The sequence below is a fragment of the Ruegeria haliotis genome (assembly GCF_013377785.1).
GTDB lineage: Bacteria > Pseudomonadota > Alphaproteobacteria > Rhodobacterales > Rhodobacteraceae > Ruegeria > Ruegeria haliotis.
The window spans coordinates 803,317-829,598 of record NZ_JABXWT010000001.1 but is presented as its reverse complement, the minus strand read 5'-3'; the positions used below and the strand labels follow the sequence as shown (position 1 = coordinate 829,598).

The 26,282-nt window shown below is 57.2% G+C and carries 24 protein-coding genes; 18 read left to right on the top strand and 6 right to left on the bottom strand.

Going from position 1 to position 26,282, the window contains the following annotated elements; translation table 11 throughout:
• The first annotated feature begins 16 nt into the window (after positions 1–16).
• Together HW561_RS04135 and HW561_RS04130 are read left to right on the top strand one after the other, a co-directional pair.
• Entirely contained in the window at positions 17–697 is a 681-nt protein-coding gene (locus tag HW561_RS04135; RefSeq protein ID WP_176861935.1) for a response regulator transcription factor, read from the top strand.
• A complete protein-coding gene (locus HW561_RS04130) occupies positions 690–2,060 on the top strand; it encodes an ATP-binding protein (RefSeq protein ID WP_176861934.1) in 1,371 nt (456 codons plus the stop codon). The genes HW561_RS04135 and HW561_RS04130 overlap by 8 nt, the downstream gene beginning before the upstream one ends.
• Here HW561_RS04130 and HW561_RS04125 read toward each other — a convergent pair.
• From HW561_RS04125 to HW561_RS04115, 3 genes are read right to left on the bottom strand one after another with little or no spacing between them, the layout of a single operon-like run.
• Complete coding sequence (locus HW561_RS04125) at positions 2,057–2,524, bottom strand: CYTH domain-containing protein (RefSeq protein ID WP_176861933.1); 468 nt, start codon at positions 2,522–2,524, stop codon at positions 2,057–2,059. The genes HW561_RS04130 and HW561_RS04125 overlap by 4 nt on opposite strands.
• Positions 2,521–3,276 carry a ParA family protein gene (locus tag HW561_RS04120; RefSeq protein ID WP_176861932.1) on the bottom strand — a complete coding sequence of 252 codons (756 nt, stop codon included), beginning with the start codon at positions 3,274–3,276 and terminating at the stop codon, positions 2,521–2,523. The genes HW561_RS04125 and HW561_RS04120 overlap by 4 nt, the downstream gene beginning before the upstream one ends.
• A gap of 3 nt (positions 3,277–3,279) precedes the next feature.
• A complete protein-coding gene (locus tag HW561_RS04115) occupies positions 3,280–4,800 on the bottom strand; it encodes a CHAD domain-containing protein (protein ID WP_176861931.1) in 1,521 nt (506 codons plus the stop codon).
• A 304-nt stretch (positions 4,801–5,104) separates the two neighbouring features.
• Here HW561_RS04115 and HW561_RS04110 point away from each other — a divergent pair, with 304 nt between their 5' ends.
• Positions 5,105–5,452: a TfoX/Sxy family DNA transformation protein gene (locus HW561_RS04110; RefSeq protein WP_176861930.1), complete on the top strand. Its 348-nt coding sequence runs from the start codon at positions 5,105–5,107 to the stop codon at positions 5,450–5,452.
• Between the two features lie 66 nt (positions 5,453–5,518).
• On the opposite strand, the gene ndk is transcribed toward HW561_RS04110, so the two are convergent.
• Together ndk and HW561_RS04100 are read right to left on the bottom strand one after the other, a co-directional pair.
• Positions 5,519–5,941 carry a nucleoside-diphosphate kinase gene (gene ndk / locus HW561_RS04105; RefSeq protein WP_085821644.1) on the bottom strand — a complete coding sequence of 141 codons (423 nt, stop codon included), beginning with the start codon at positions 5,939–5,941 and terminating at the stop codon, positions 5,519–5,521.
• A gap of 119 nt (positions 5,942–6,060) precedes the next feature.
• Positions 6,061–7,284, bottom strand: coding sequence for a multidrug effflux MFS transporter (locus tag HW561_RS04100; protein ID WP_235962769.1), 1,224 nt, complete (start codon positions 7,282–7,284; stop codon positions 6,061–6,063).
• 87 nt (positions 7,285–7,371) lie between these two features.
• Between HW561_RS04100 and HW561_RS04095 the strand changes: the two genes are divergently transcribed.
• From HW561_RS04095 to HW561_RS04055, 9 genes are all read left to right on the top strand, one after another.
• Positions 7,372–9,225 carry an ABC-F family ATP-binding cassette domain-containing protein gene (locus tag HW561_RS04095; RefSeq protein ID WP_176861929.1) on the top strand — a complete coding sequence of 618 codons (1,854 nt, stop codon included), beginning with the start codon at positions 7,372–7,374 and terminating at the stop codon, positions 9,223–9,225.
• The gene (locus HW561_RS04090; RefSeq protein WP_176861928.1) at positions 9,222–9,842 is read left to right on the top strand and encodes a MarC family protein; all 621 of its coding nucleotides are present in this window, start codon (positions 9,222–9,224) and stop codon (positions 9,840–9,842) included. Before HW561_RS04095 ends, HW561_RS04090 begins: the two co-directional genes overlap by 4 nt.
• A gap of 42 nt (positions 9,843–9,884) precedes the next feature.
• Positions 9,885–10,466, top strand: coding sequence for a retropepsin-like aspartic protease family protein (locus HW561_RS04085; protein ID WP_176861927.1), 582 nt, complete (start codon positions 9,885–9,887; stop codon positions 10,464–10,466).
• Between the two features lie 48 nt (positions 10,467–10,514).
• Positions 10,515–11,135: an ImuA family protein gene (locus tag HW561_RS04080; protein ID WP_176861926.1), complete on the top strand. Its 621-nt coding sequence runs from the start codon at positions 10,515–10,517 to the stop codon at positions 11,133–11,135.
• Between the two features lie 62 nt (positions 11,136–11,197).
• Positions 11,198–11,794: a YceI family protein gene (locus HW561_RS04075; protein ID WP_176861925.1), complete on the top strand. Its 597-nt coding sequence runs from the start codon at positions 11,198–11,200 to the stop codon at positions 11,792–11,794.
• 81 nt (positions 11,795–11,875) lie between these two features.
• On the top strand, positions 11,876–13,099 hold the full coding sequence (locus tag HW561_RS04070; protein ID WP_176861924.1) for an MFS transporter: 1,224 nt from the start codon (positions 11,876–11,878) through the stop codon (positions 13,097–13,099).
• 205 nt (positions 13,100–13,304) lie between these two features.
• Complete coding sequence (gene metG / locus HW561_RS04065) at positions 13,305–15,023, top strand: methionine--tRNA ligase (RefSeq protein ID WP_176861923.1); 1,719 nt, start codon at positions 13,305–13,307, stop codon at positions 15,021–15,023.
• A gap of 380 nt (positions 15,024–15,403) precedes the next feature.
• Positions 15,404–16,492 carry an efflux RND transporter periplasmic adaptor subunit gene (locus HW561_RS04060; RefSeq protein WP_408015363.1) on the top strand — a complete coding sequence of 363 codons (1,089 nt, stop codon included), beginning with the start codon at positions 15,404–15,406 and terminating at the stop codon, positions 16,490–16,492.
• Between the two features lie 3 nt (positions 16,493–16,495).
• Entirely contained in the window at positions 16,496–19,633 is a 3,138-nt protein-coding gene (locus HW561_RS04055) for an efflux RND transporter permease subunit (RefSeq protein WP_176861921.1), read from the top strand.
• A gap of 74 nt (positions 19,634–19,707) precedes the next feature.
• Here the strand turns inward: HW561_RS04055 and glpD are convergent, their stop codons facing one another.
• Complete coding sequence (glpD, locus tag HW561_RS04050) at positions 19,708–21,297, bottom strand: glycerol-3-phosphate dehydrogenase (RefSeq protein WP_176861920.1); 1,590 nt, start codon at positions 21,295–21,297, stop codon at positions 19,708–19,710.
• Between the two features lie 235 nt (positions 21,298–21,532).
• On the opposite strand from glpD, the gene HW561_RS04045 reads away from it, so the two are divergent.
• Genes HW561_RS04045 through HW561_RS04020 form a run of 6 tightly spaced genes read left to right on the top strand, consistent with a single transcriptional unit; the run spans position 21,533 to position 26,281 of the window.
• Positions 21,533–22,294, top strand: a complete 762-nt coding sequence (locus HW561_RS04045) for a DeoR/GlpR family DNA-binding transcription regulator (protein ID WP_176861919.1) — start codon at positions 21,533–21,535, stop codon at positions 22,292–22,294.
• Between the two features lie 39 nt (positions 22,295–22,333).
• Positions 22,334–22,567 (top strand): DUF5993 family protein, encoded by a 234-nt coding sequence (locus tag HW561_RS04040; protein WP_235962816.1) that lies wholly within the window; start codon positions 22,334–22,336, stop codon positions 22,565–22,567.
• 9 nt (positions 22,568–22,576) lie between these two features.
• Positions 22,577–23,146 carry a disulfide bond formation protein B gene (locus HW561_RS04035; protein WP_176861918.1) on the top strand — a complete coding sequence of 190 codons (570 nt, stop codon included), beginning with the start codon at positions 22,577–22,579 and terminating at the stop codon, positions 23,144–23,146.
• 34 nt (positions 23,147–23,180) lie between these two features.
• Positions 23,181–23,537, top strand: a complete 357-nt coding sequence (locus tag HW561_RS04030) for a DUF3302 domain-containing protein (RefSeq protein WP_176861917.1) — start codon at positions 23,181–23,183, stop codon at positions 23,535–23,537.
• A gap of 21 nt (positions 23,538–23,558) precedes the next feature.
• Positions 23,559–24,704: an HlyD family secretion protein gene (locus HW561_RS04025; RefSeq protein WP_176861916.1), complete on the top strand. Its 1,146-nt coding sequence runs from the start codon at positions 23,559–23,561 to the stop codon at positions 24,702–24,704.
• A gap of 11 nt (positions 24,705–24,715) precedes the next feature.
• Complete coding sequence (locus HW561_RS04020) at positions 24,716–26,281, top strand: efflux transporter outer membrane subunit (protein WP_176861915.1); 1,566 nt, start codon at positions 24,716–24,718, stop codon at positions 26,279–26,281.
• The last annotated feature ends 1 nt before the right edge of the window (position 26,282 follow it).

The following is a 26,282-nucleotide window of genomic DNA, read 5'->3' as shown; positions in this document are numbered from 1 at the left end:
GAAAGGAGCTCTGCTCATGAGCCGTCGCCTGCTGATCGTCGAAGATGACGAAGACACAAGGGACTTCATCGCCAAAGGATTTAGCGAAGAAGGATACGTGGTCGAGGTGGCCGCCGATGGCCGTGAAGGCCTGTACCACGCCACTGATGGCGGGTTCGACGCCATCGTTCTGGACCGGATGTTGCCCGGATTGGATGGGCTGTCCCTGATCAAATCCATGCGCGCTGCAGGCCTGAAGACTCCGGTTCTGATGCTTACCGCTATGAGCGCGGTTGACGAGCGGGTCAAAGGCCTGAGGTCCGGCGCAGATGATTACCTTGTCAAACCGTTTTCTTTTCAGGAGTTGCACGCCCGGATCGAAGCCCTGCTGCGCCGCCCGCAAGAGGCCGAGGAAACCCCGACCCTGACCTGCAAGGACCTTGAGATGGATCTGCTGACCCGCAAGGTCACCCGCGACGGGCATGAGATCACCCTGACCCCTCGCGAATTTCAGATTCTGGAATTCTTCCTGCGCCGAAAAAATCGTGTGGTATCCCGCACCATGCTTCTCGAAGGGGTTTGGGACTACCATTTCGACCCGAATACCAACGTTGTTGACGTCCATATCTCGAAACTGCGGCGTCAACTGGATGAAGGCGGAGACATTCCGCTGATTGATACCATCCGGGGCGCTGGTTACATGATGTCTGATGGATAATCTGCGGCTTTCTCTGAATAACTCACGCACTCGACTTGTTGTCGCCAGTATGGTTCTCAGTACCATACTGACGGCAACAGTATTGGCTTTGGTCTATGTCACCGCCAACCGAAGCATCAAATCCGAGACGCGCTCGGTAGTGTCTGCCGAACTTACCGGGTTGGCGGATGAATATGAAAGGCGCGGCCTGATCGGATTGATTACGGCCATCGAGCGACGCTTGCCAAGCGCGTCAGAGCGGGATGCCCTGTACCTGTTGACGGACCGCTCAGGTATCAAACTGGTCGGCAACCTGAAAAGCTGGCCGGCGAACATCACGGCGGGTAGCGGCTGGGTGGATCTGGAACTGCGCCGCTCCGACAATGATCAGCTGGTGCCAATTTCAGCCGCATCCGTCCGACTACCCGGCGGGGAACGCTTGCTTGTGGGGCGTGACGCTGTCGCACGTCAGCAGTTTGACCGTGTGTTGCTGCGCTCTGTGGCTCTGGCTCTGGGGATAGCTCTGATCCTGAGCGTTCTGACCGGCTGGCTCTTTACCCGTCTGGTGTTTTCCCGGCTATCAGATATCGCAAGCACTGCGGAAAACATCGTCTCGGGCGATCTGTCCCGCCGAATGCCCATGCGCGGCACCGGGGATGAGTTCGATCAGGTCGCCGGAACATTGAACAACATGCTCGACCGGATCGAGGAATTGATCAGTAATCTGCGTACGACATCGAACTCTATCGCCCACGACCTGAGATCCCCGTTGTCACGTCTGCGCCAACGGGTCGAGTCCCTGTCCGACCCTGGCAAAAGTGACATGGACCGAGAAGTGGACATCGCCCGCGCAACCGGTGAAATCGACCATGTGCTGCGCGTGCTTGGACAACTGACCGAAATTTCACGGGCAGAGGCCGGTCTGGGTCGCGAGCAATTCGAAGAGGTGGATTTGCAGCAACTGGTCGGCGATGTTGTGGAGCTTTACGAGCCGGTGGCGGCGGATCAGGGCATTCAACTTGAAATCTCAGGCCAATCCGCCCCGCTTCAGGGGCACCGCCCCCTGTTGTCACAAGCCCTGTCCAATCTGTTGGAAAACGCGATGCGCTATGCCCCGCAGGACACGGCCATAACGATCTCGATCGCCGAAGATGGTGCCCATACAAGCCTGAGCGTACGCGACCGGGGGCCGGGTGTGCCCGAAGAAGAACTGCCGCGATTGCAGCTGCCGTTCGTCACGCTCGATCCGGCGCGAACCGAACGGAACGCGGGTCTTGGGCTGGCACTGGTAGCCGCTATTTCGCACATGCATGGCGGCGCATTCGTGGCCCGCAACTGTGATCCTGGGCTAGAAACAACGATAAAACTGTCGCGGCACCCTTAGGACGGAAGACCGTTGATCGCCATCATCTTGTTTTTATAGCGATTATCCTCTGTCACATCTGCGCCGAACCACGCAGGTGGTTTATACTCAAATGCCTCGGACTCGGATGCAAATTCAACCTCGATCAGATACAAAGGCGCCAGCTCTCCCAAAAACACATCCAGTTCAAAGATACGTCCATCTGGCAGACCGCCTGTATAGCGCTCTTTCTCGACACGCCGACCTTCCGTTTCCGGCCAGAACGTTTCGAACTGCTCGGCGGTGATTTCGACCTCACGCTCGACCCGAACTATCCCACCGCGACCTTTAAGCGTCAGGAAGTACGTGTCGTTCTTCTGTCGCAACCGCAGTTCGGTCGAATCGTCGGGTGCCGTCAGATAGCCTTGCCGCACAACCGCCCTTTGCGCAGCGCTCAGATCCGGGAGGTCCGCGATCAGGAATTTACGTTCGATTTCCGTGCTCATTTGCCTGAAACCACCCCGTTCTCCAATTCCTCATAAAGCGCCTGATAGGCCGCACTGGCCGCGCTGCGACCCGCATAAACACTGACCGGGGCGCGATGTTGTCCCATTTTTTCGACATCCGCCGCAAAGGGGATCACGCATTTGAGAAAGCGCCTTCGATAACGTTCACGCATCATATCCATCGTCTCGTGATGCAGGGTCTTGCGTCGTTGCACCATTGAAAAGAATGCTCGCAGTTTCTTTTTACGCAGCTTGTGTTCGTCGAAAAAGCTCACCAATTGATCAAAACTACGCTCGGATAGTGTTGTCGGAACGACCGGGACCACAATCTCATCAGCAGCTTTAAAGATATTCTCCGACAAGGTCGAAAAGTTCGGCGGGCAATCCAGAATGATCACGTCATAATCACTCCCGGCTGCGATCAGTGCTTTTTTCAGCCGCGATCGCTTGTTTCGCATCCGGGACAAGAACACATCGAAATCCCGGAACGTCAGATTCGCAGGCAACACATCCAACCCTTCAAAATCACTGGCGCGGATGGCGTTGACGAACCGTTTGACGTCTTCAAAAAACCGGGCCTCGGTCAGCTTCTTTGACGGCTTGACCCGCAAATAGAAGCCCGAAGCCCCCTGCGGGTCCAGATCGCACAGCAAAACCTGTTTGCCAGCCCGAGCGTAGGCGTAGGCCAGATTCACCGAGGTTGTGGTTTTGCCGACACCACCCTTGTTGCTGTAACAGGCAATGATCTTCATCCCTCACTCCTTCTTGTGATGAAACAAACTTCGGAACAGGTGCCGGGTGTCCGGACCGTCAAATTGCTGGAAACTTGCAATCACGCGATCCCTCTCGGCCCGCTGCCTCTGATCCAGCACCGCGATGAGCCCGCCAACGGCCATGCCTAGCTGGGCCTGGACCTGACCTTGCGCATTGCTTTGCTGAGAAACGAAGTCTAGCAATGCCTCCTGCTGGATTGAATAATCGTTGAAAAGCCCAAGGCTATCTTGCAATTTCTTCAAAGGCTTGAGGATGAGCTTGAAACGTTTGCGGGCGAACAGCGGCGCAAAGAATTCCATCAGATAGCGCAGTTTCTTACAATCGATCCGCAGGTCATGCACGGCTTTGTCGGGCGTTTCTTCATTGATGCTGCGTGCCAGTTTGCAAACCTTGCGATACCGTTTCCAGATCAACGCGCAGGCATATTCATTGGCTCCACGGGTCGCGTTCGGCCCCGGCTCCAACCGGTCGGTGACACTAAACAGCTCAATCAGAGTGTTCATGGATCTGTCGTACGCAGCACTGCGAAATCGGCGTGACAAACGGGACAACTCTTGCGCGCGCTGCTTCTCGAACTGTTCAAACATGACATCCAAACCGACATGAAGTTTTGATGGTATCAGATTGAAGTAGATATCTTTTTCCAAAAGATAAACATCAAGATCCCGCACCCGCCCGGTAGGCGCCATCAGATCGGAAAAGACTTGCTTTAATTCTGCTGACTGTCGTTCGGAAAACACGCCTTTGAACAGGTCCAGAACCGACCTGACACGTCGTAGCGACACACGGTAGTCGTGCAGGAACTCCGTATCGACATCAGCGATCACACCGTCTTCGTTCCGACGCGCGACGGTCAAATATGTGCGGATGATATCTGTGGCCACCTGTACGGACGGTTCGGTTTGGCCCAACCTGACCTCCGGTTTGGCCTGATACGGCACCATGCCGGGGAAAAGCGCTTGAAACACGGCCTCGACCCCATCGGCATTGCCACCCATTTCCGTCAGCGCCGAGCAAACTGCTACAAACGCCCGATCATACCCTCGTAATCTCTGAACTCGGATGATGGTCGCCCGCCCGGTTTTGCATGACAACGCCATCAAATCACCGCGTACTTGTGTCTTTTGCTGATCATCAAGAATGGTGAGGGACCGATTTTCGACCCGTCCTGCGCCAATGCCCGTCAAGGCGCGCAATTCCGGGAACCCTTGCAAGGCTTCGCGAACCGAGCCACAGAGCAATTCCTGCACGAACCGCCCTTTTGCGGTTGAATTTTGCACCCAGGACTCGCCGTTGCCCTGCAACAGTTGCAATGTCCCGTCAGTTTCGATCAACATTTGCCCTGAGACCCGGAGTGATTGATCATGACAATCGAGTAGGATGAAAGACTTAGATGCCGTTGCCGTCCCAAACCGTACCGTCCAATCCGTCAACACTTGCGCAAAGACATCATCATCGAACGCGCCAGGCAGGACAAAGAACCCATCTGTTTTTAATGTCATAGGGCGCCCTTTCGAAGAGTATCAGGATACTCGTTGGCCAGTGTCTCACCGAATTCTCCGAAAATGTTCCCCTTGGTTGACCGCACGGATTTTCAGCGCCTTCAGGGTCGTTTCATCCAACTTCAGAGACGTGTTCCAATCACCTTTGTTCAATGCTAGCGGTCTTCCCCCGCCGTGGACATCTGCATCTCCGCAACGGCACAACGTCATGAAATCGCGTTTCCGTCCGTGCATCAAGATAAACCTCGAATGCCCCTGATAATACACCGGTGACAGCGTCGGGCGGTGCCGCTAAGACAAGGACATGTCTGACCCCGTATCCTCGATCCGCAATCTTGGCCCGGCCTTTGAACAGGCTTGTGCCCGTGCAGGCATTCATTCCGCAAAAGAGCTGCGTGATCTGGGGGCAGATGCGACCTATACCCGCTTATTGCAGGCAGGCACCAAGGCCCATTTCATTGGATACTACGTGCTGGTCATGGGCTTGCAGGGTCGCCCGTGGAACGACTGCAAGGGCGATGAGAAAAAGGCATTGCGGCATAGGTTCGATGCAATCAAGGCAAGTGTCAGTACTGTACCGCAAAACCGCATGATTTCGGATCTGGACGCGATTGGCGTACGCGTGGCACCAAAAGACCTCAAGCCGGTTTAATCCGACACAAAAAAGGCCGCACCCGTGATCGGATGCGGCCCTCTTTAGCGTGATCCAAAGGCCGGATTAGCCAACCAGCTCGATGCCCGAGAAAAAGTATGCGATTTCGACCGCAGCAGTTTCCGGTGCGTCCGAACCGTGGACCGAGTTTTCACCAACCGATTCAGCGAATTCGGCGCGGATGGTGCCGGCGGCTGCGTCGGCAGGGTTGGTTGCGCCCATGACTTCGCGGTTCTTGGCAATGGCGCCTTCGCCTTCCAGAACCTGAACGATGACCGGCTCAGACGACATGAATTCGCACAGTTCGTCATAGAACGGGCGCTCGGCATGCACGTCATAGAACTTGCCAGCCTGCGCTTTGGTCATGTGGATGCGCTTTTGCGCAACGATGCGCAGGCCTGCGTCTTCGAACTTGGCGTTGATCTTGCCAGTCAGGTTGCGGCGGGTTGCATCGGGTTTGATGATCGAGAATGTGCGTTCCAGTGCCATATCGGCCTCTCCTTAGTCAAATAACGCGGATTGTCCCGCGCCGAAATCCATCGCGCGCCGCCTAACATGGTATGTGCGTCATGAAAAGTGGAATGATGGGCCGCTTTGGTGATTGGCGTTCAGATTGGGTCGGGCAGCGGGTTCCGATGGTCAACCCAGCGCACATAAAGCACCGCGAGCAGTCCGGCAAAGCTGCTGGCACACATCATGCCAAGCACCAGAAACGGCGCGTTCTCGGGGGTGGCCAATGCACCTGTCAAAGACGTCAGAACGGCCCCCAACCCCACAACCATTGCACCCGACAGGCCCGCAGCACTGCCTGCCAGTTTGGGACGGACGGACATCAATCCCGCCGATGCGTTGGCATTCGTCAGGCCATTGCCGAACCCCACAAAGACAGCCGAGCCGAAGAAGATCCAGACAGACCCAAGATCAGCCATGAATAGCAGCAAACCGCAAAATGGGCCCGCCGATGCGATCATCCGCCCGATCAGTATCATCGTTGTCAGGCGCGTTCGTGATGCAATTCGCCCGGTAATGAAGTTTCCAACCATAAACCCACCGGTGATGATGCCGATACCCAGGCCCAGCATAGCCGGGCTGAGGTCGAACCACGCCGCGGCGACCAGCGGCGCGCCGGTGACAAAGCTGTAGAACCCTCCGATCGAAAACGCCGCGCACAGGGCGTATCCCCAAAAACGACGCGCGCGAAACAGATGCGGGTACTCGCGCAGCTGAGCGCCGAAGGTCGAGGATCGGTCGGTATTGGTCTCGCCCATATCCGCCCAAAGCAGCACCAGCATCCCTGCCCCCAGCACCGAATACAGCACGAACCCAGCGCGCCAGCCAAACAACATGTCCAAAGCCCCGCCCAGCATCGGCCCCAGCATTGGCGCCAGCGCCATGGCCATCGCGACATAACCCAGTTTGCTGGCTGCCTCATTCGGCGGATACATGTCCCGGATCGATGCACTGGACAGAACGGGGCCCGCAACAACAGCAGCCTGCAAAAGACGAAATCCAAGAAACACCCAGATCGACTCGGCCAGGACACACCCAACAGAAGCACAAACGAAGACTGACATACAGATCAACAGGACGGGCCTGCGTCCGTATCGGTCCGACAGTGGCCCCATGACCAATTGCAGAACAGCGGAAACCGCCAGATACCCAGCCACCGACAGGTTCACCAAGGCATAATCAACCTGGAAGTCTTCGCCCATCCGGGCCAGTGACGGCAAGAACATGTTCAGCGACAGCACCGACAGCGCCGTGGCAAAAACGAGTGTGACCAGTGAAGGGGGTGAATGGGCCGCGCGCATGATAAAAACCAATGAAAGCATGTAACCGGATCTGCGCTATCACATCACCTGCAAATTGAACATGCCAAGCCGCTGGCGGCCCCTTTCACCCTCTGCTAAGAGCGGCGCATGCTACGGATCGAAAACATAACTTATGCCGTCGAAGGCCGTCCCCTGATCGACGGGGCCAGCGCCACCATTCCTGATGGTCACAAGGTCGGCCTTGTGGGCCGGAACGGTACCGGTAAGACCACCTTGTTCCGGCTTATCCGGGGCGAGCTGGCGCTTGAGTCCGGCAACATCACCTTGCCGAAACGGGCGCGGATCGGCGGTGTTGCGCAAGAGGTGCCCTCCTCCGAGGTGTCGCTGATAAACACGGTTCTGGCCGCCGACACGGAACGCAGCGCGCTGATGGACGAATCGGACAGCGCCACCGATCCAGACCGGATTGCTGAAATCCAGACCCGCCTCGTTGATATCGACGCGTGGTCGGCCGAGGCGCGCGCCGCCTCGATCCTCAAGGGGCTGGGGTTTGACGATGACGACCAGCTACGTCCGTGCTCGGATTTTTCGGGTGGGTGGCGGATGCGTGTGGCGTTGGCGGCGGTGCTGTTCTCGAAGCCCGATCTTCTGTTGCTGGACGAACCGACCAACTATCTGGATCTCGAAGGCGCGCTGTGGCTTGAAAGTTATCTGGCAAGGTATCCGCATACAGTGATCATCATCAGCCACGACCGTGGGCTGCTGAACCGCGCTGTGGGCTCGATCCTGCACCTGGAAGACCGCAAGCTGACGTATTACGCGGTGCCTTACGACAAATTCGCAGAACGCCGCGCCGAGAGACTGGCACAGGCCGAATCCGAGAACACCAAGGCCAAAGCCCGTGTCGCGCATTTGCAAAGCTTTGTGGACCGATTTCGGTACAAGGCATCTAAAGCCGTACAGGCCCAATCCCGCCTTAAAATGATTGAACGCATTCAGTTGGTCGCTACCCCGCAAGAAGCTGCCTTGCGTGCTTTTTCGTTTCCAGAGCCCGAAGAACTGTCGCCACCAATCATTCAAATCGAAGGCGGTGTGACCGGCTATGGCGAGACCGAGGTATTGCGCCGCCTGAACCTGCGGATCGATCAGGACGACCGGATTGCGCTGTTGGGTAAGAACGGTCAGGGGAAATCCACCCTATCCAAGCTTCTGTCAGATCGCCTGCCACTGATGGCGGGTAAAATGACGCGCAGCCCCAAATTGCGCATCGGTTATTTCGCCCAACATCAGGTGGATGAGCTGCATGTGGATGAAACGCCGCTGGACCATTTGCGCCGTCTGCGCCCCTATGAGGCGCCGGGCAAATGGCGGTCGCGTCTCGCCGGGTTCGGCTTGGGTGCGGATCAGGCTATAACTAAAGTCGGGCGCCTGTCGGGTGGGCAAAAGGCACGGTTGTCGCTGCTGATCGCCACCATCGACGCACCGCACATGCTGATCCTTGACGAACCGACCAACCATCTGGACATCGAAAGCCGCGAAGCCCTGGTCGAGGCACTGACTGCCTATTCCGGTGCGGTTGTTCTGGTTAGCCATGACATGCACTTGTTGGGGCTGGTAGCAGATCATCTGTGGCTGGTTTCGGACGGATCTGTAAAACCGTTTGATGGTGATCTTGAGGCGTATCGCAGCCTGCTGCTGGCCCGCGACAAGCCGATCAAAGAAAAGCCTCAGGCGACAAAACCCAAACGCCCCTCGCGTGAGTCGGTGCTGGCCCTGCGTGCCAATCTGCGCAAATGCGAGGACCGAGTCGCGAAACTGACCGACATGCATGATAAGCTGTCCGCCAAATTGGCCGATCCGGCGCTGTACGAGGATGACCGGGTCAAAGATCTGGCAATCTGGAACCGTAAATTCGCCGAAGTCTCCGAAGCGATGGAAAAGGCCGAGGCTTTGTGGATCACCGCCTCCGAACGACTTGAAAACGCCGAGAACGCTGCATGATTGATCTGGCCTTCTTCATCACCGCCTTTACCACTCTGTTTGTTGTCATCGACCCATTCGGCACCACACCGATCTTTGTCGCCTTGACCCAAGGCATGAATGCACCAACCCGTCGTAGGACGGCCTATCGCACCTGCCTGACGGCTTCGTGCATTCTGATTGCCTTCGCCGCATTCGGCGAGGCAGTTCTGGGTTTCGTCGGCATCTCGATGGAGGCCTTCAAGGTCGCGGGTGGCGCGTTGCTGTTTCTGACCGCGCTCGACATGCTGTTCGATCGGCGCACCAAACGGCGCGAGGACCGGGCCGAAGAAGAAGACCATCCCGACCCTTCGGTTTTTCCGCTCGCCATTCCTCTGGTTGCTGGTCCCGGATCGATCGCCACGATCATTCTACTGGCCGGAGTACATCCAGGCCTTCAGGGTATCGCCGCAGCCTCGGGCGTGATGCTGGCAGTCATGGCTGTGGTGCTCACGTTCTTTCTATCCGGCGGTCTGATCGCCCGGATTCTGGGCAAGACCGGGTTGAACGTGCTGACCCGGTTGCTGGGCATGTTGCTGGCGGCGCTGTCGGTTCAGTTTATTCTGGATGGCCTCAAGGCCTTTGGTTTTGCGTCGTGAATTCCCATATCGGAATGGCAATGATTTTTTTCGGGTTCTGATATGGATGGCTATGAAATCGGGCGTTTGACCTATCTGGTTCTGCTGGGCGCAGCGCTGGTGATGTGGTTCTTCACGCATAATCGACAGTCGCTGGGCAAAACCTTGCAGCAAGTCATGGCCTGGGTATTCATATTCATTGGCGTCATCGCAGTTGTCGGCCTGTGGGGTGACATCCGATCGACCGTCAGCACCACGCCCCAGATGGCCGTCAGTGGCAATACCATCGAGGTACCGCGCGCGTTTGATGGCCATTATTATCTGCCTATGCTGGTAAATGGAGAGCCTATCACGTTTCTGGTCGACACCGGCGCCAGTCAGATTGTCCTCAGCCCGAATGACGCCAAACGGGCGGGTTTCGATCTGGATCAACTGAACTACTTTGGCCGCGCGTCAACGGCGAATGGTGTTGTGCGCACTGCCCCGGTTCGGTTGGACAGTCTGGCGTTGGGGCCGATCCGGGACAACGGCGTTTCTGCCTGGATCAATGAAGGCGACCTGAATCAGTCTTTGTTGGGCATGGATTATCTGCACCGTTTTTCCAACATCCAGTTTGCTGAAGGCCGCTTGATCCTGTCGCGTTGAGTGACTTCCCAGCTTGAGAACAAAATAAGAACATGATAGCTTGCGATCATGCCTACACAACTTCTTGGACAAAGGCCCGCGCGCGCTGCACCGGGGCTGACGCTTCATAACGAAATCACCCTGCAACTGGGCCGCGTACACGAGGCCTGCGGCCCTGCCCGGCGCAGCTTTGCCATGTGGTTGGCCGGTCAGGCGCAGGGGCCGGTTCTGTGGATCTCTCCCGCGTGGGAAGCGGGGCAATTGAACCCCGACGGCATGATGCCTTTTGCTGATCCGGCCCGATTCCTGTTCGTCCGCCCCACCCGCGCCGAAGACCTGCTGTGGTGCATGGAAGAGGCGCTGCGCAGCGGGGCAATCCCGCTGGTGATCGGCGACCTGCCCGGCCCACCGGGACTGACGCCGATACGCAGAATGCATCTGGCCGCCGAACAGGGCGGCACGATGGGTCAGGCGCCGCTGGGTTTATTGCTGACCCCCGGCGATGGCGGCGCGCAAGGGATCGAGACACGCTGGCACATGGCCGCAACCCATCAAGACGAGGCTCGGCGCTGGGCTCTGACCCGCCGCCGTGCCCGCGCCCTGCCCCCGGTCAGTTGGCAGGCCACCCAGACCGCAGCGCGCGCCGGGCTGCAATTGCAGAGGATCGAAACAGAAGACACCCGCGCCTGACTGCCGAAAGATCACGCAACTTGTGATTGGTCAAAGCCACAGCCGCGCCCTAGCGTTCCGGCATGAGAAAGCTGACCCGACGTTCCATGATCGCTGGTATGGTCGCACTGCCACTTGGACACGCGGCACAGGGCGCGCTCAGCCCCTATCGGCTGTCGCCGGGTGGCACCTCGGTCAGGTTCACTTTTGATCTGTCCGGAATCGCACAATCTGGAACGATGCCGATCCAATCGGCCGATATTCAGATCGACATGCGCCAATTACAAAACAGTCAGGTCGACGTCGTACTCAATGTAGCAAAGGCGCGGACCAAACTGCCCTTTGCGCGTGCACCAATGCTAAGCCCAAGCGTGCTGAACGCCGCCGAATATCCGACCATCCGCTTTGTCTCCACCAAAGTTCAGCTTGGCCCCGGAGGCCGTATCTCGAACGGCGCGCGCATTACTGGTGATCTGACAGTGCGTGGCGTGACGCGCCCGATCACGTTGCAAGCCGAACTGTTTCGCCAACCGGGCACGGGCACGAATGACCTTGACCATCTGTCCATCGGCCTGAAAGGTGCACTGAACCGTCATGATTTCGGGGCTTCGGGCTATGCCGATCTGGTTCAGGACACTGTTGGCCTGAACATCCAAGCCGAAATCCTGCGCAAGGCCTGACGCAAGAAGGGCAGAAAACGACTCGATAAAGTCGAATAGGTGCGCGCTTTGCTGCGCATTGCGATCAATGCTGAGGCCATTATGCGTACGATCATATCCTTTGCCGCCCTGTTTTTTTCCGTCATTCTGCTACAGCTTTCGACAGGTGGCGTTGGCCCCCTGGATGCGATTTCCGGCATCACCCTCGAATTCACGACGGAACAGATCGGCCTTCTGGGCTCGGCGCATTTCATCGGCTTTTTCGTCGGCTGCTGGTGGGCTCCGCGGCTGATGGGCTCAGTCGGGCATTCCCGCGCATTTGCCGTTTGCACCGCTTTGGGCGCAATGGGACTGATCGGACACACGCTGACGGACAACCCATACATCTGGGCTGCACTGCGTATCGCGTCAGGCACCTGTGTTGCCGGCAGTTATACGGTGATCGAAGCCTGGCTGAACTCCAAGGTCACCAATGAAACCCGCGGACGCGCCATGGGGACTTATCGAATTGTGGACATGGGCGCGTCGCTGGGCGCTCAGTTGATCATCGCGGTTCTGCCGCCTGCTTCTTATGTCTCATACAATTTGCTGGCGATTTTGTGCTGTGCCGCGCTGCTACCTCTTACATTGACGAAGGCCAGCCAACCCAAAACACCCGATGCACCGCGCCTGCGCCCCAAACTGGCTTGGCGCAGCTCACCTTTGGCTGTGGCCGGCGTGATCGTCGCTGCACTGAGTTCCGCGTCCTTCCGCATGGTCGGCCCGGTCTACGGCCAAGAAGTCGGGCTTGGTATCGATCAGATCGCTTTTTTTCTGGCCTCGTTTGTTTTGGGCGGCGCGCTGGCGCAATATCCGGTGGGGTGGTTGGCCGACAAATATGACCGGCGCTGGGTGTTAATCTGGCTGTCTGCTGCAGCCATCTTCAGCTGTGGCGTCACGATGGCAGCCAGCGGTGCCGGAACACTGGGCGTCATGTTGGCCGCTGGTTTCTTTGGGTTGACAACCTTTCCGATCTTTTCGGTATCTTCGGCCCACGCGAACGATTTTGCCACCACTGAAGAACGGGTAGAGCTGGCGGCGGCTCTGATGTTCTGGTTTGCATTGGGGGCGATTGCCTCGCCTTACATTTCATCGACCCTGATCCAGAAATTCGGACCGAGCGCATTGTTTGCTTATGTCGCCATGGGCCACGTTTTTCTGATTATTTTTGGATTGGCTCGGATGCGATCGCGCCCGACACCGGAGCAGCGGACCAACTATGTCTATGCGCCCCGCACATCTTTCACCATAGGGCGATTGCTGAAACGGTCGCGTGAGGGGCGATAGACTTTGTCCAGCGGCCAGGCGATCAGTTCCAGCCCAGGAAGGCCAAAAACAAGGGCAAGCACCAAACTAGAAGGCACAAAGAGCCTTGGAGCGGTGTATTTTTCCCGTCCTTATTGTTTTAAATGACCTGTGTACAAAAGCCGGGGTTTTGCTGGCTGTCTACATAAGGTAGACGAGCCCGCAGACAGATACGCGGATACGGAAAATGGCTCGGATTCTCATTACCTCGGCGATCCCCTACATCAATGGGATCAAACACCTCGGCAACCTGATCGGCTCGCAATTGCCTGCCGATCTTTATGCGCGTTATCAGCGTGGCCGGGGGAACGAGGTGATGTTCCTGTGCGCGACCGACGAACACGGCACTCCGGCCGAGTTGGCAGCCGCCAAAGCTGGCAAGCCAGTGGCCGAGTATTGCGCCGAAATGTATGACATTCAGGCAGGCATCGCCAAGCGGTTTGGGCTGAGTTTCGATCACTTTGGCCGCTCGTCCAGCGAACAGAATAAAGAACTGACTCAGCATTTTGCAGGTAAACTGGATGAGGCTGGTCTGATCCGTGAGGTCAGCGAAAAGCAGGTCTATTCAAACGCAGATGGCCGCTTTCTACCCGATCGCTATATCGAGGGCACCTGCCCCAATTGCGGATACGACCGCGCACGTGGTGACCAATGCGAGAATTGCACCAAGCAGCTGGACCCGACCGACCTGATCGAGCCGCGCTCGGCCATTTCGGGCTCGACCGATCTGGAGGTGCGCGAGACCAAACACCTGTACCTGCGTCAGTCCGCGATGAAAGATCAGCTGGACGCGTGGATCGATGGCAAAACCGACTGGCCGATCCTGACCACCTCGATTGCAAAGAAGTGGCTGCATGATGGCGACGGTTTGCGCGATCGTGGCATCACCCGTGATCTGGATTGGGGCGTGCCGGTCAAAAAAGGTGATCAGGATTGGCCCGGCATGGAGGGCAAGGTTTTTTACGTCTGGTTCGACGCCCCCATCGAATATATCGCCTGCGCCAAGGAGTGGGCCGATGCCACTGACAGGACCGATGCCGATTGGCAGCGCTGGTGGCGCACCGACAAGGGCGCAGATGACGTGCGCTATGTCCAGTTCATGGGCAAAGACAACGTGCCCTTCCACACGCTCAGTTTCCCAGCAACAATCTTGGGCTCGGGTGAACCTTGGAAGATGGTCGATCACCTGAAATCGTTCAATTACCTGAACTATGACGGCGGCCAGTTCTCGACCAGTCAAGGTCGTGGCGTATTCATGGATCAAGCGCTGGACATTCTGCCCGCAGACTATTGGCGTTGGTGGTTGTTGAGCCACGCCCCCGAAAGCAGTGACAGCGAGTTCACCTGGGAGAACTTCCAGCAGTCGGTGAACAAGGATCTGGCCGACGTACTGGGCAACTTTGTCAGTCGGATCACCAAATTCTGTCGATCCAAATTTGGTGAGGCGGTGCCCGAAGGCGGCGTATATGGCGAGCGTGAACAGGCTCTGGTCGAAGAGCTCACCCGTCGCATCCGCGCCTATGAAGGGCATATGGAGGCGATGGACGTTCGCAAGTCCGCGCAGGAATTGCGGGCGATCTGGGTTGCCGGCAACGAATACCTGCAGGCAGCAGCGCCGTGGTCCACCTTCAAGGCAGACCCCGAACAGGCGGCGGTTCAGGTGCGCCTGGGTCTGAACCTGATCCGCCTTTATGCCGTGCTTAGCGCGCCGTTCATCCCTGAAACATCAGCACGGATGCTAAGTGCGATGAACACTTTGGACACCAGCTGGCCCGATGATGTCGCGGCGGCGCTTAGCGCGCTGCCCGCTGGCCACAGCTTTGCGGTGCCCGATGTCCTGTTTGCCAAAATCACGGACGAACAGCGCGAAGACTGGCAGACCCGGTTTGCGGGAACGCGCGACTGAAACCGCCTGATAGATGCACAAAGTCAACGGGGGTCGGTTCGATCTCCGTTTTCGTTCCTGCGCAATGCTCAACGCAATGACTTGTGTCGTTGTCAGCGTTCAATTGCCGTCGCGTCGACCTAAACCAGCCAACAAATTAGAAAATTCCCGCATGCATCCGTTTGCCCTTCGTATTCAAGAAGCTTGAGATATGACTTCAAAACGGCCATCCTGATCCGAAATTCAATCGACTCGCCAGGATCTCCGACCTGTTCTGGCGCATAATCCTTAGTTTGAACGAGGCGTTCGCCATGTCCCTTGCATTGAAGAACTCAATTTCCCGCAACTGCGGATCAGCCAGGGCGATTGGCAAGCGGTTTGCCCTGCTTGCTTGTCTGGGTATGGTGCAGCCCGCTTTGGCCCAGGATCAAAGTGATGCGCCGCCACCCAAGGTGTCCATCGCCGCAGCCTATACACAGGAAATCACGGATGAGGCGGTCTTCATTGGCCGCGCAGAGGCCACCGAAAAGGTCGACATCGTTGCCCGGGTCAACGGTTTTCTGGAAAGCCAGAATGTCAAAGATGGCGCACTGGTCAACAAAGACGACCTGCTGTTCACCATCGAACCCGACCTGTACCAAGCCACACTCGAGGCCCGCAAAGCCGATCTAGACCGTGCCGAAGCCAATCTGGAGCTCGCCAAGGTCGATCTGGCCCGAAAGGAAGAACTGTACAAACGTGATGCCACCCCGGAATCGGAACGTGACATTGCCCGCGCCAATGAACTGGTGGCCGAGGCCGAGGTAAAGGCGGCCAACGCCGCCATTCAACAGGCCGAATTGGACCTGAGCTATACTCAGATCCACGCGCCATTCACAGGACGCATCGGGCGGGTGACCACCAGCGTGGGCGATGTCGTGGGCCCCACAAACCCAGCCTTGGTCAATCTGGTTAGCGAGGCGCCGATCTACGTCAACTTCTCGCTCAACGAAAAGCAATTCACGTCAATCCTGCAGACCGTTGGCGAAAACGCGGCATCACTGGCCGAAAGCGACAAAAGCCCTGTAGTCAAGATCACACTGCCCAATGGCACCGATCTTGATGAAACCGGTGACATTGTCTTTGTCGACAACCGTATCGACCCGCTGACGGGCGCAATCACGATGCGGGCTGAGTTTGACAACACCAACCGCCTGATCATTGATGGCGCGTTCCTGAACGTTCACATCGAAGCATTGGAACCAACCCTACAAGTACTGGTCCCTCAGGCCGCATTGCAGCGCGATCAGCGGGGTGAATTCGTTCTGGTGGTCAATGACCAGCAGATGGTCGAACAGCGCTACATCACCACTGGTGACACGGTCGGCACCGCCATTATCGTTCTGGAGGGGTTGCGCGAAGGGGAAAGCGTGATTGTCGAGGGGCTGCAAAGGGTTCGCCCGGGTGTTGCCGTGGACGCGGTTGTCGCCTCAGAACAGCCGGGAGAATAACCAATGTTCTCAGCCCTGTTCATCAGCCGGCCCAAGCTGGCGCTTGTCATCTCGCTTGTCCTGACGATCATGGGCGGTATCGGCTATCTGGTCTTGCCGGTCGCCCAGTTCCCCGACATCACGCCGCCCGTCGTCAGCGTCACAGCCACCTATACCGGTGCCAACGCTGAAACGGTGGAAAACACTGTTGCCGCCCCGATCGAGGCGCAGGTCAACGGTGTGGACGACATGATCTACATGACGTCAACTTCGTCTGATAACGGCTCTTACTCGCTGAACGTCACCTTCGAGGTTGGCACCGATCCTGATATCGCATCGGTGAATGTGCAAAACCGCGTCGCACAGGCCATGTCGTCGCTGCCTTCCGAGGTGACATCCTCGGGTGTGGTGACTCAGAAGGCGTCCACCAACATGCTGTTGCTGGTGACCTTGACCTCACCCAATGGCACCTATGACAGTGTTTTTCTATCAAACTATGCCTCGATCAACCTGAAAGACGCGCTGGCTCGGGTGCAGGGCGTTGGTAAAGCAGATGTCCTGACCAATCTGGAATACGCCATGCGGATCTGGATGGATCCTGACCAGATGGCCGCCCTGTCCATTACGCCTGGTGACGTGATTGAAGCCATTCGCGAACAGAACATCGAAGTGTCCGCAGGCTCGATTGGCTCACCTCCGGTGCCTGAAGGACAGACTTTTCAATACACGATCAAGACCAAGGGCCGCCTGACGTCGGCTGCGGAATTCGGTAACATCGTCATCCGTACCGGCGATGCAGGCTCCATCGTCCGTGTCAAAGACATCGCACGCGTGGAACTCGGGGCCGAGTTTTATTCTGCCTCAGGTTATTTCCAAAGTGTTCCGGCAACTGTTCTTGGCATCTATCAGGCGCCCGGCGCCAACGCGCTGGCGGTGTCGGAGCGGGTTCAGGCCGAATTGGATCGGCTGTCCCGGGCCTTTCCGACGGATGTTGAATATCAGGTTCCGTTCAACACCACGGATTTTGTCGAGCAATCGCTGAATGACGTGGTCACAACTCTGATGCTGACGTTCATTCTGGTGATTTCGGTCGTGTTCATCTTTTTGGGCAGTTGGCGCGCCACAATCATTCCAGCGGTGGCGATCCCGGTCTCACTGATCGGCACATTCGCATTCCTTCTGGCTTTTGGCATGTCGCTGAACACGATCTCGTTGTTCGCATTGGTTCTTGCCATCGGGATCGTGGTCGACGACGCCATCGTTGTCGTCGAAAACGTCGAACGGATCATCGCGGATGAGGGCCTGCCCCCAGCCGAGGCAACCCGCAAGGCGATGGGCCAGATCACCGGCCCGGTGATCGCGACCACTCTGGTTTTGCTGGCCGTGTTTGTGCCTGTGACCTTCATGCCCGGCATCTCGGGGCGGCTTTATTCGCAGTTTGCCGTCACAATCTCGACCGCGGTTGTGATCTCCTCGATCAACGCTCTGACCTTGTCTCCGGCATTGTGCGGATTGGTTCTGCGCGCGCGCTCGGGCCCGCCCAAGGGGATTCTGGCGCTGTTTGAAAACTTCATCGGCACCGTGCGTGACGGGTATGTTTCGATCGTGCGCAGGCTGTTGGTTCTTCCCGTCATCGCGTTTGGCATTATCGTCGCGCTGGCGATGGGGACTGGCACGATCATGTCCAACACCTCCAGCGGATTTATCCCGCTTGAAGATAACGGATACCTGTTCGTCGATGTGCAGTTGCCCGACGCGGCCACGCTGGAGCGGACAGAGACCGTGACAAAGCGCGTGGATGCCCAGATCCGAGAGATTCCCGGTGTTGCCAGCACCGTTTTAGTCAACGGTTTCTCGCTGCTGAACGGAACGACCACCAACGGGGCAGCAATCTTTGTGAACCTCGACAATTGGGACGACCGTCAAGAAGATGACCTGAGCGCCAATGCAATCCTTGCCAAAGTGCTGGCCATTGCCAACGGCGAATCTGCAGCCTCTATCGTCGCCTTTAACCCGCCACCCATTCAGGGCCTGGGTATGTCTGCCGGGGTCGAGATGGAGGTTCAGCAAACCGGCGGTGGTACACCACAGGATCTGGCCGCAGCGGTTGGTTCATTTGTTTATGCTGCCAACCAGCGGTCTGAAATCGGTCAGGCCTATACCACTTTCCGCGCAAACGTGCCGCAATTGTTCGTCGATTTAGACAGGGAAAAGGCCAAGACGCTGCAGGTGTCAGTCGCCGAGATTTTCCAGACCATGCAGGCGCAGTTGGGGTCGTACTATGTGAACGACTTCAACCTGTTTGGCCGGGTTTACCGCGTGATGATCCAGGCAGACGGGACCTATCGCGACAATGTCGACGATATCTCGAACCTCTACGTGCGCTCGACCGAGGGTGAGATGGTGCCATTGGGTACTCTGATCGATGTCGAGAATGTTCTGGGACCTGTTCTGCTGAAACGCCATAACCTGTTCCGGTCCGCAACGGTAACGGCTGTTCCGGCTGCGGGTTTGTCCAGTGGCGATGCGATCAATGTCATGACAGAAGAGTCTGCAACCGCCCTGCCCCCCGGCTATGCCTTTGAATGGACTGGGACGGCACAACAGCAATTGGCGTCGGGTGGTCTGGTTGTCGTGATCCTTGGGCTGGCAATCCTGTTCGGGTACTTGTTCCTTGTGGGGCAATACGAGAGTTGGTCTTTGCCGGTATCGATCCTGCTATCGGTGGTCGTGGCCTTGTTTGGCGCGGTCGCGGCGGTGGCGATCGTTGGCAGTGACATTAACCTGTACACGCAGATCGGGATGATCATGCTTGTGGGGCTTGCATCGAAAAACGGCATTCTGATTGTCGAGTTCGCGATGGAGCAACGCGCCAATGGTCTATCCATCAAGGATGCTGCAGCCGAAGCCGCGCATCAGCGTTTCCGCGCGGTGATGATGACCGCCCTGTCTTTCCTGTTGGGTGTTGTACCGCTGTTGGCGGCCAGTGGCGCTGGTGCTGCCAGCCAGAAAGCCATCGGTGTGGCGGTGTTTGGCGGAATGTTGGCTGCGACGCTGGTCGGCGTTATCCTTGTGCCGGTCCTGTATGCCTTGATGCAAGGGCTGCGGGAATGGATCAAAGGCACCAAGAACGATCCCGGCCCGCCTGAGGAAGCCACCTGATCGTAAGGGGTCAATCAAGCAAAAGCCCCGTGTGATCATCACGGGGCTTTTCTTTACCGGTCTGTGTGGTGCGTTCAGGCAGTCTTTTCTAACTGCACTTGTTGTTCCATCCATTTGCCAATCCGAACAATCTGGTCTGCGGTCAAGCGCAGGCCCAGCTTGTTACGGCGCCAGACAACGTCCTCGGCCTTACGGGCGTATTCCTTGTCCATCAGCCACGCTACTTCGCGGGCAGTCAGGGATGCACCAAAGTCCTCACCCAAATCAGCGACGTCTTTCGCGTCACCAAGAAGGGTGCGAGCTTCGGTACCATAGGCGCGGATCAGACGCGCGGCCCAGACCGGTTCCAGAAAAGCGTAATCCGCCAACAGGCCATCGACGAGATTCTGCGCGCCATCCACAGGAAAATCACCCCCTGGCAACGCAACGCCCGCTGTCCATGGTCCCGGCAGATCCGGGAAATGCTCGGCGACTTTTTCCAACGCGCTTTCGGCCAGACGGCGATAGGTGGTGATCTTGCCCCCGAAGACGTTCAGAACAGGCGCCCCACCCTGAGCATCCACCTTCAGCGTGTAATCCCGTGTCGCTGCCGTAGCGCTACTCGCGCCATCGTCATAGAGCGGCCGCACGCCGGAATAGGTCCACACGATGTCCTCGCGGGTCACGGGTTGGGCAAAGTACTTGGTTGCAAAGGCGCATAGATAGTCTTGCTCAACCTCGGTGCAGACCGGTGGTACAGATGGGTCCGTATGATCCTGATCCGTCGTGCCGATCAGGGTGAAATCCTGCTCATATGGGATCGCAAAAATGATGCGCCCATCCTCTCCCTGAAAGAAATAGCACTTGTCATGATCGTACAGCTTGCGTGTCACGATATGACTTCCACGCACCAGACGGACGCCTTCGCGGGATTTCACGTGGATTTTGGACTGGATGATATCCCCAACCCAGGGACCGCCGGCGTTAATCAGCATTTTTGCCCGAGTTATACGGGTCTCGCCACTGTCTTGGTCCCGGATCGTGACGTGCCACACATCGTCCACACGCTCGGCCGAAGTAACCTCGGTTCGTACCATAATTGTTGCGCCACGAGATTCCGCATCGCGGGCGTTCAGCACCACCAGACGAGAGTCTTCGATCCAGCAGTCAGAATACTCGTATGCCGTTTCAAACTTGTCCTGCAACGGCGCGCCTTCCGGGGCTGAACGAAGGTTCAGAGAACTTGTGCCCGGCAGGATTTTGCGCCCGCCGAGATGATCATAAAGGAACAGGCCAAACCGGATCAGCCAGGCTGGACGGCGCCCACGCATCCACGGCATGACCGTGCTCAGCAAACGTGACGTCGGCGTTTCAGAATCGAACCGCATGTCGTCGTGATAGGGCAGCACAAAACGCATCGGCCAGCTGATATGCGGCATTGCCCGCAACAGCGTTTCCCGCTCGATCAGCGCCTCTCGCACGAGGCGGAACTCAAAATACTCCAGATACCGCAACCCACCGTGAAACAGCTTGGTCGAGGCCGAAGATGTTGCCGAAGCCAGATCATTCATCTCTGCCAACGTCACCGACAGGCCCCGCCCTGCGGCATCACGTGCGATCCCACATCCGTTGATCCCACCGCCGATGACAAAGAGGTCGGTGATCTGATTGTCCTGCTGGTCCATAGCAAGGTGATTCCCGAATTTGAAAGTCGAGCGTATTAACCCGGGACACCTTCGCTTCGTCAATGCTGATTTTCGTTTTTTTTCGCTTTTAAAGCACAGATATTCAAAACTTCCCAGAATTTCTGAACCAGGTGTAAAATTTGGGCAAAAATCTTTATCACCGACACCTATCGGGTACTTGCAAAATTACCAAAAAAGAACAAAAACGAATACACCCCGCATCTCGGAGCTCCTCATGTCGCTTTCCTTTCGCCAGTCAGACATTCTGGATATCGCCAAGCAGACCGGCCGCGTCGCCGTTGAAGAGTTGGCGGAACAGTTCGGCGTCACAGTCCAAACCATTCGTCGCGACCTGTCCGAGTTGTCTGACCTGGGCAAGCTGGACCGCGTGCATGGCGGCGCCGTTTTAAGATCCGGAGTGTCGAATATTGGCTATGAAGACCGTCGTAGCCTAAACGAAGAGGCCAAATCTCAAATCGCGCAGAACTGCGCCGCAGACATTCCGGATGGGGCGTCCATATTCATGAACATCGGCACCTCGACCGAGGCGGTCGCGCGCCAGTTGCTGGACCACAAGAACCTGATGGTGGTGACCAACAACATGAATGTTGCCAATATCCTCGTCGCAAATCCCGATTGCGAAATCGTCGTCGCGGGCGGTGTTTTGCGCCGCTCGGATGGAGGATTGATTGGCAATCTGACCACCTCAACCATCAAACAGTTCAAGTTTGATTACTCAGTCATCGGATGTTCCGCGATGGATGCTGACGGTGATCTGCTGGATTTTGATTTTCAGGAAGTGCATGTCAGCCAAGCAATCATTGCGCAGGCGCGGCGCACGTTTCTGGTTGCGGATCACTCAAAGTTCCAGCGCTCTGCCCCTGCACGCATTGCGTCGCTGCGTGATGTCGACACATTCTACACTGATGCCCCCCTGCCCGAGAAACTGACGCCGAAGTGCGCCGAGTGGCAAACAGCTCTGCGCTTGAGCATTTAGGCCGCAACTAATTTCCCCTAATTGGCGAACCGAGTGGCCATGTCCTTGCCAGATGAGTATCCGCCTGACAGTATCCCCTTATTCTGCGATCGTCGCACGGAAGGGGAGAACCGGGCCATGATAGCGCTTTTATTTGCGTTACTTACAGCCGTTATGGGATTGAACTACTTCAAAAGAACAACAGCCGCCAATACGCTGTTTTTCATCACGCTGGCGTTGAGTGTGTATTGGCTGAAGTTTCATGCCACCAGTCAACTGACCATTCAGTTGTAGGGGGCACAGATGACACCTGAACTGTCCAGAACTCTGAACGCGCTTGGAATGCTGGCCGTCAGCCTTGTGCTGGTGTTGGCCTTTTTCTACCAACTGAAATTGTATGAACTGCCCTGCCCGCTTTGCCTGCTACAACGGGTCGGATTCGTTGCCGTCGGTGTCGGACTTGGTCTGAACCTGCTTTATGGCGCGCGCCCGCAACACTATGCGCTGATGCTGGTCGCGGCGCTTTATGGTGGCAGTGTTTCGGTGCGCCAGATCCTGCTGCATATCGTACCGGGGACAGGCCACTACGGCTCGCCGGTGCTGGGGCTGCATTACTACACCTGGGCCGCAATCTGCTTCTTTCTGATCCTGCTGGGCACCGCAATCATGTTGATGTTTGACCGTCAGTATGCGGATGGCTCGCGGACAGCGCCGCGGTTCGGTGGCAGCACGCTGGCCAAGGTGGCCTTCTTCATCATGCTGGGACTGGCCGCACTGAATGCGGTGTCCACATTGTTGGAATGCGGCCCGGGTATTTGCGCCGACCCTCCGACCAGCTACAAATTGATTGACGAACTGGGCACCAACAACTGAGGATGGGACAACCTTCCCGAAAGGAGGCACGAGCATGGGGCTTTTAGGCCAGCCACTGGGCTACTACGACTATCTGACTTTCGTTGCGTTGATATTGCTGCTGGCCGCCGTCATGGGGCTATTTCTGTTCATCATGGGCCTGCCGGGACGGATTGCGATCAAACGCAACCATCCTCATGCCGAAGCGGTTAAAATCATGGGGTGGATGGGCTTTCTAGCTGTCGTGCCCTGGGTGCATGCTTTTATGTGGGCGTTTCATGACGGCGTGACGGTCGACATTCGCCGGGGCCCAGACGAAGAGAAAGATGCCATCCGCAAGGATATCGAACGTCTGGGTGGCACCGTGAAAGAAGAATATCAGGCCGCGTCTGACGAGACGCAGAAAAGCTAAGGCCAAAGGAATCAAAACACTATGTTCGTCGCTCTTGGCATCACGCTTTTCTACATCATTTTCGTCTGGTTTATTTTCTTCAAGGCGCAATGGCTGAAGTTCAACATCACCTGGGGCATTGTCTCGTTCTGGGTCGGAGCGCATTTGCTGCTGATCTTTCTTGTCGCTTTGCGGTTCTTTCAACCATTCTCAATCGACAGCCATGTGGTCCGGTCGACCATTCAGATTGTACCAAGACTGACACAACCCACCATCCTGACCGAGGTACTGGTCGAACCCAACACCCAAGTCACCAAAGGCGATCCGCTCTATCGTTTTGATGATACGGTCTTTTCGCTGGCCGTCGACAACGCCAAGGCACAGTTGGTTGCGGCAGAACAAAACGCCAAGATTCTTGAACAGGACGTCATTGCCGCGACCGAAGCGGTCGAGCGCGCCAATGCTCAGTTGGCCTATGCGCTGACGCAGAAGGCGCGTTACGAAAACCTCGTTCCGGCAGGTGGCGCACGTCAGGACGAATTGGACCGATGGAATGAACAGGTCACCGAAGATCAGGCCGCTGTGAAGGAGGCCGAAGCAAATCTGCAGAAGGCGCAGTTGGCTGTGTCCTCGCAGATCGACGGCGTGAACACCGGCATTCTGCAGGCACAGTCGCAATTGTCCAAGGCAGAATATTTTCTGGAAAATACGACAATCTACGCGCCGGAGAACGGCATGATTGTTTCGCAGCAAGCCCGCCCCGGGCTGGTTGTCGGTGACCTCCGGTTGGGCGCAATCGCCAGCTTTGTAACCGAAGACAGCCCCTATATTCTGGCAACTTTTCGACAGCAAAACCTGAAATTTGTCGAAACCGGCCAGGACGTCGAAGTTGCGTTGGATCTCTACCCCGGAGAAATCCTGCCCGGCAAGGTCGAGGCGATCTGGTGGGCCACTCGCCAGGGCCAGTACCTGCCTTCAGGCCGCTTGCCCGGGTTTGAGCTGCCAAAGCTGCCGGGTCGGATCGCGGTCCAGATAACAGTGGACCTGCCCGAGGGGCACACCTTTCCCGCTGGCGGCCACGCCGCTGTGGCCATCTACACCGGTCAGGGCAAAAGCTTTGAGTTCCTGCGGCGCATCAATATCCGCCTGTACTCTTTCGCCAACTTCATCCGACCGCTGGACATTTGAGGACGCACATCATGACACGGGCCACATCCATTCGCAGATTGATGGGAACAGCCCTGTGTGCCGCAGTATTGGCCGCATGCACCCCGGTGGGGCCGGATTTCGTGCGCCCGAACTCTCCGGTGGTCAAGCAGTGGATCGAGACAAACAGCCCCAGCGCCAGCCAGAGCAGTGGCCTGACCTCGCGCAGCGCGCCGGTGGTGAAATGGTGGACAACCTTCAACGACCCGACGCTGAACAAGCTGATTGCCGAGGCCTACGCCCAGAACCTCACCCTGCAGGTCGCAGGCGCGCGCGTTCTTCAGGCGCGCGCACAACTGGGCATCGCATTCGGAGAGCTTTATCCGCAGTCACAGGCCATCGGTGGATCGCTGCAACGGCGTCAGATCAGCGATAATCTGGGTCCTATCGCGGACGTCAACCGGATCATCCCCTTGGATACCGAGTTTTCGACCTCGCAGGTTGGATTTGACGCGCAATGGGAATTGGATGTCTGGGGTGCCCAGCGGCGCGGCGTTCAGGCGGCACGGTCGAACCTCGCGCTGCAAGTGGCAAACTATGACGACGCGCTGGTGACTTTGACGGGGGATGTGGCGGCCCTGTATGTCAATATCCGCGCCTTGCAGGAATCGCTGGCCGTTGCGCGTGAGAACATCAAGCTACAGCAGGAATCTGCGGACCTGACGCAGCTACGCTTTGACAACGGCGTCACAACCGAACTGGATGTGCAGGAATCTACAGCGCTGCTGAACAATACCAAGGCGCTGGTGCCCGAGCTGGAAAGTGATTTGCAGCAAACCAAGAACGCGCTGGCCGTTCTGCTGGGCACGACGCCGTCCCGCATGACCAGCCTGCTGGGCAATTCGGGCCGCATCCCATCGTCCAGATCCAACATCGCGGTGGGCGTTCCGGCTGAACTGCTGCGTCGCCGCCCGGATGTACGCGCTGCCGAACTGGCGGCGGCAACGCAATCTGCAGAGGTCGGAATCGCTATCGCTGACCTCTATCCACAATTTGTTCTGTCGGGGGCCATCGGCTTGCAGGCGTCTGGCGGGCGCGATCTGTTCAGTTCCAACAGCACCACAGGACTGGCCAGCGCTGGCGTGGTCTGGAACGTTCTGAACTATGGTCGGATCAAGAACAACGTCCGCGCACAGGACGCGGCCTATCAGGCGCTGATCGCGAATTACCAGAATACGGTTCTGACAGCCTATTCCGAGGTCGAAAGCGCCATGGTCGCATATGCGCAGGCCCGCAAGCAGGTCGGGTTCTATCAAAAAAGCGTCGATGCTTCGCGCAAGGCGGCGGAAATTGCCGTTAGTCAGTATACCGATGGGATTGCCAGCTACTCGCGGATATTGAACACGCAGACCGCCCTGCTGCGATCACAGTCCAATCTGATCCAAGCGCGCCAGCAGGTCTCCAGCAATCTGGTGGCAGTTTACAAGGGTCTCGGTGGCGGCTGGCAGATCCGCCAGAATCAAGAATTCCTGCCCGAGACCGTTCTTGCCGAGATGGCTTACCGCACAGATTGGGGTGACCTGCTGCAAGAAGCGCCAACGCGCGCCAGCTTGAACTGAC

Coding starts and splice junctions, on each gene's coding strand:
- HW561_RS04025 (WP_176861916.1), top strand. CDS start 23,559: ATGTTCGTCGCTCTTGGCATCACGCTTTTCTACATCATTTTCGTCTGG.
- glpD (WP_176861920.1), bottom strand. CDS start 21,297: ATGGACCAGCAGGACAATCAGATCACCGACCTCTTTGTCATCGGCGGT.
- HW561_RS04100 (WP_235962769.1), bottom strand. CDS start 7,284: ATGCTTTCATTGGTTTTTATCATGCGCGCGGCCCATTCACCCCCTTCA.
- HW561_RS04120 (WP_176861932.1), bottom strand. CDS start 3,276: ATGAAGATCATTGCCTGTTACAGCAACAAGGGTGGTGTCGGCAAAACC.
- HW561_RS04115 (WP_176861931.1), bottom strand. CDS start 4,800: ATGACATTAAAAACAGATGGGTTCTTTGTCCTGCCTGGCGCGTTCGAT.
- ndk (WP_085821644.1), bottom strand. CDS start 5,941: ATGGCACTGGAACGCACATTCTCGATCATCAAACCCGATGCAACCCGC.
- HW561_RS04020 (WP_176861915.1), top strand. CDS start 24,716: ATGACACGGGCCACATCCATTCGCAGATTGATGGGAACAGCCCTGTGT.
- HW561_RS04040 (WP_235962816.1), top strand. CDS start 22,334: ATGTCCTTGCCAGATGAGTATCCGCCTGACAGTATCCCCTTATTCTGC.
- metG (WP_176861923.1), top strand. CDS start 13,305: ATGGCTCGGATTCTCATTACCTCGGCGATCCCCTACATCAATGGGATC.
- HW561_RS04095 (WP_176861929.1), top strand. CDS start 7,372: ATGCTACGGATCGAAAACATAACTTATGCCGTCGAAGGCCGTCCCCTG.
- HW561_RS04130 (WP_176861934.1), top strand. CDS start 690: ATGGATAATCTGCGGCTTTCTCTGAATAACTCACGCACTCGACTTGTT.
- HW561_RS04045 (WP_176861919.1), top strand. CDS start 21,533: ATGTCGCTTTCCTTTCGCCAGTCAGACATTCTGGATATCGCCAAGCAG.
- HW561_RS04085 (WP_176861927.1), top strand. CDS start 9,885: ATGGATGGCTATGAAATCGGGCGTTTGACCTATCTGGTTCTGCTGGGC.
- HW561_RS04055 (WP_176861921.1), top strand. CDS start 16,496: ATGTTCTCAGCCCTGTTCATCAGCCGGCCCAAGCTGGCGCTTGTCATC.
- HW561_RS04110 (WP_176861930.1), top strand. CDS start 5,105: ATGTCTGACCCCGTATCCTCGATCCGCAATCTTGGCCCGGCCTTTGAA.
- HW561_RS04090 (WP_176861928.1), top strand. CDS start 9,222: ATGATTGATCTGGCCTTCTTCATCACCGCCTTTACCACTCTGTTTGTT.
- HW561_RS04070 (WP_176861924.1), top strand. CDS start 11,876: ATGCGTACGATCATATCCTTTGCCGCCCTGTTTTTTTCCGTCATTCTG.
- HW561_RS04080 (WP_176861926.1), top strand. CDS start 10,515: ATGCCTACACAACTTCTTGGACAAAGGCCCGCGCGCGCTGCACCGGGG.
- HW561_RS04035 (WP_176861918.1), top strand. CDS start 22,577: ATGACACCTGAACTGTCCAGAACTCTGAACGCGCTTGGAATGCTGGCC.
- HW561_RS04030 (WP_176861917.1), top strand. CDS start 23,181: ATGGGGCTTTTAGGCCAGCCACTGGGCTACTACGACTATCTGACTTTC.
- HW561_RS04125 (WP_176861933.1), bottom strand. CDS start 2,524: ATGAGCACGGAAATCGAACGTAAATTCCTGATCGCGGACCTCCCGGAT.
- HW561_RS04060 (WP_408015363.1), top strand. CDS start 15,404: ATGGTGCAGCCCGCTTTGGCCCAGGATCAAAGTGATGCGCCGCCACCC.
- HW561_RS04075 (WP_176861925.1), top strand. CDS start 11,198: ATGAGAAAGCTGACCCGACGTTCCATGATCGCTGGTATGGTCGCACTG.
- HW561_RS04135 (WP_176861935.1), top strand. CDS start 17: ATGAGCCGTCGCCTGCTGATCGTCGAAGATGACGAAGACACAAGGGAC.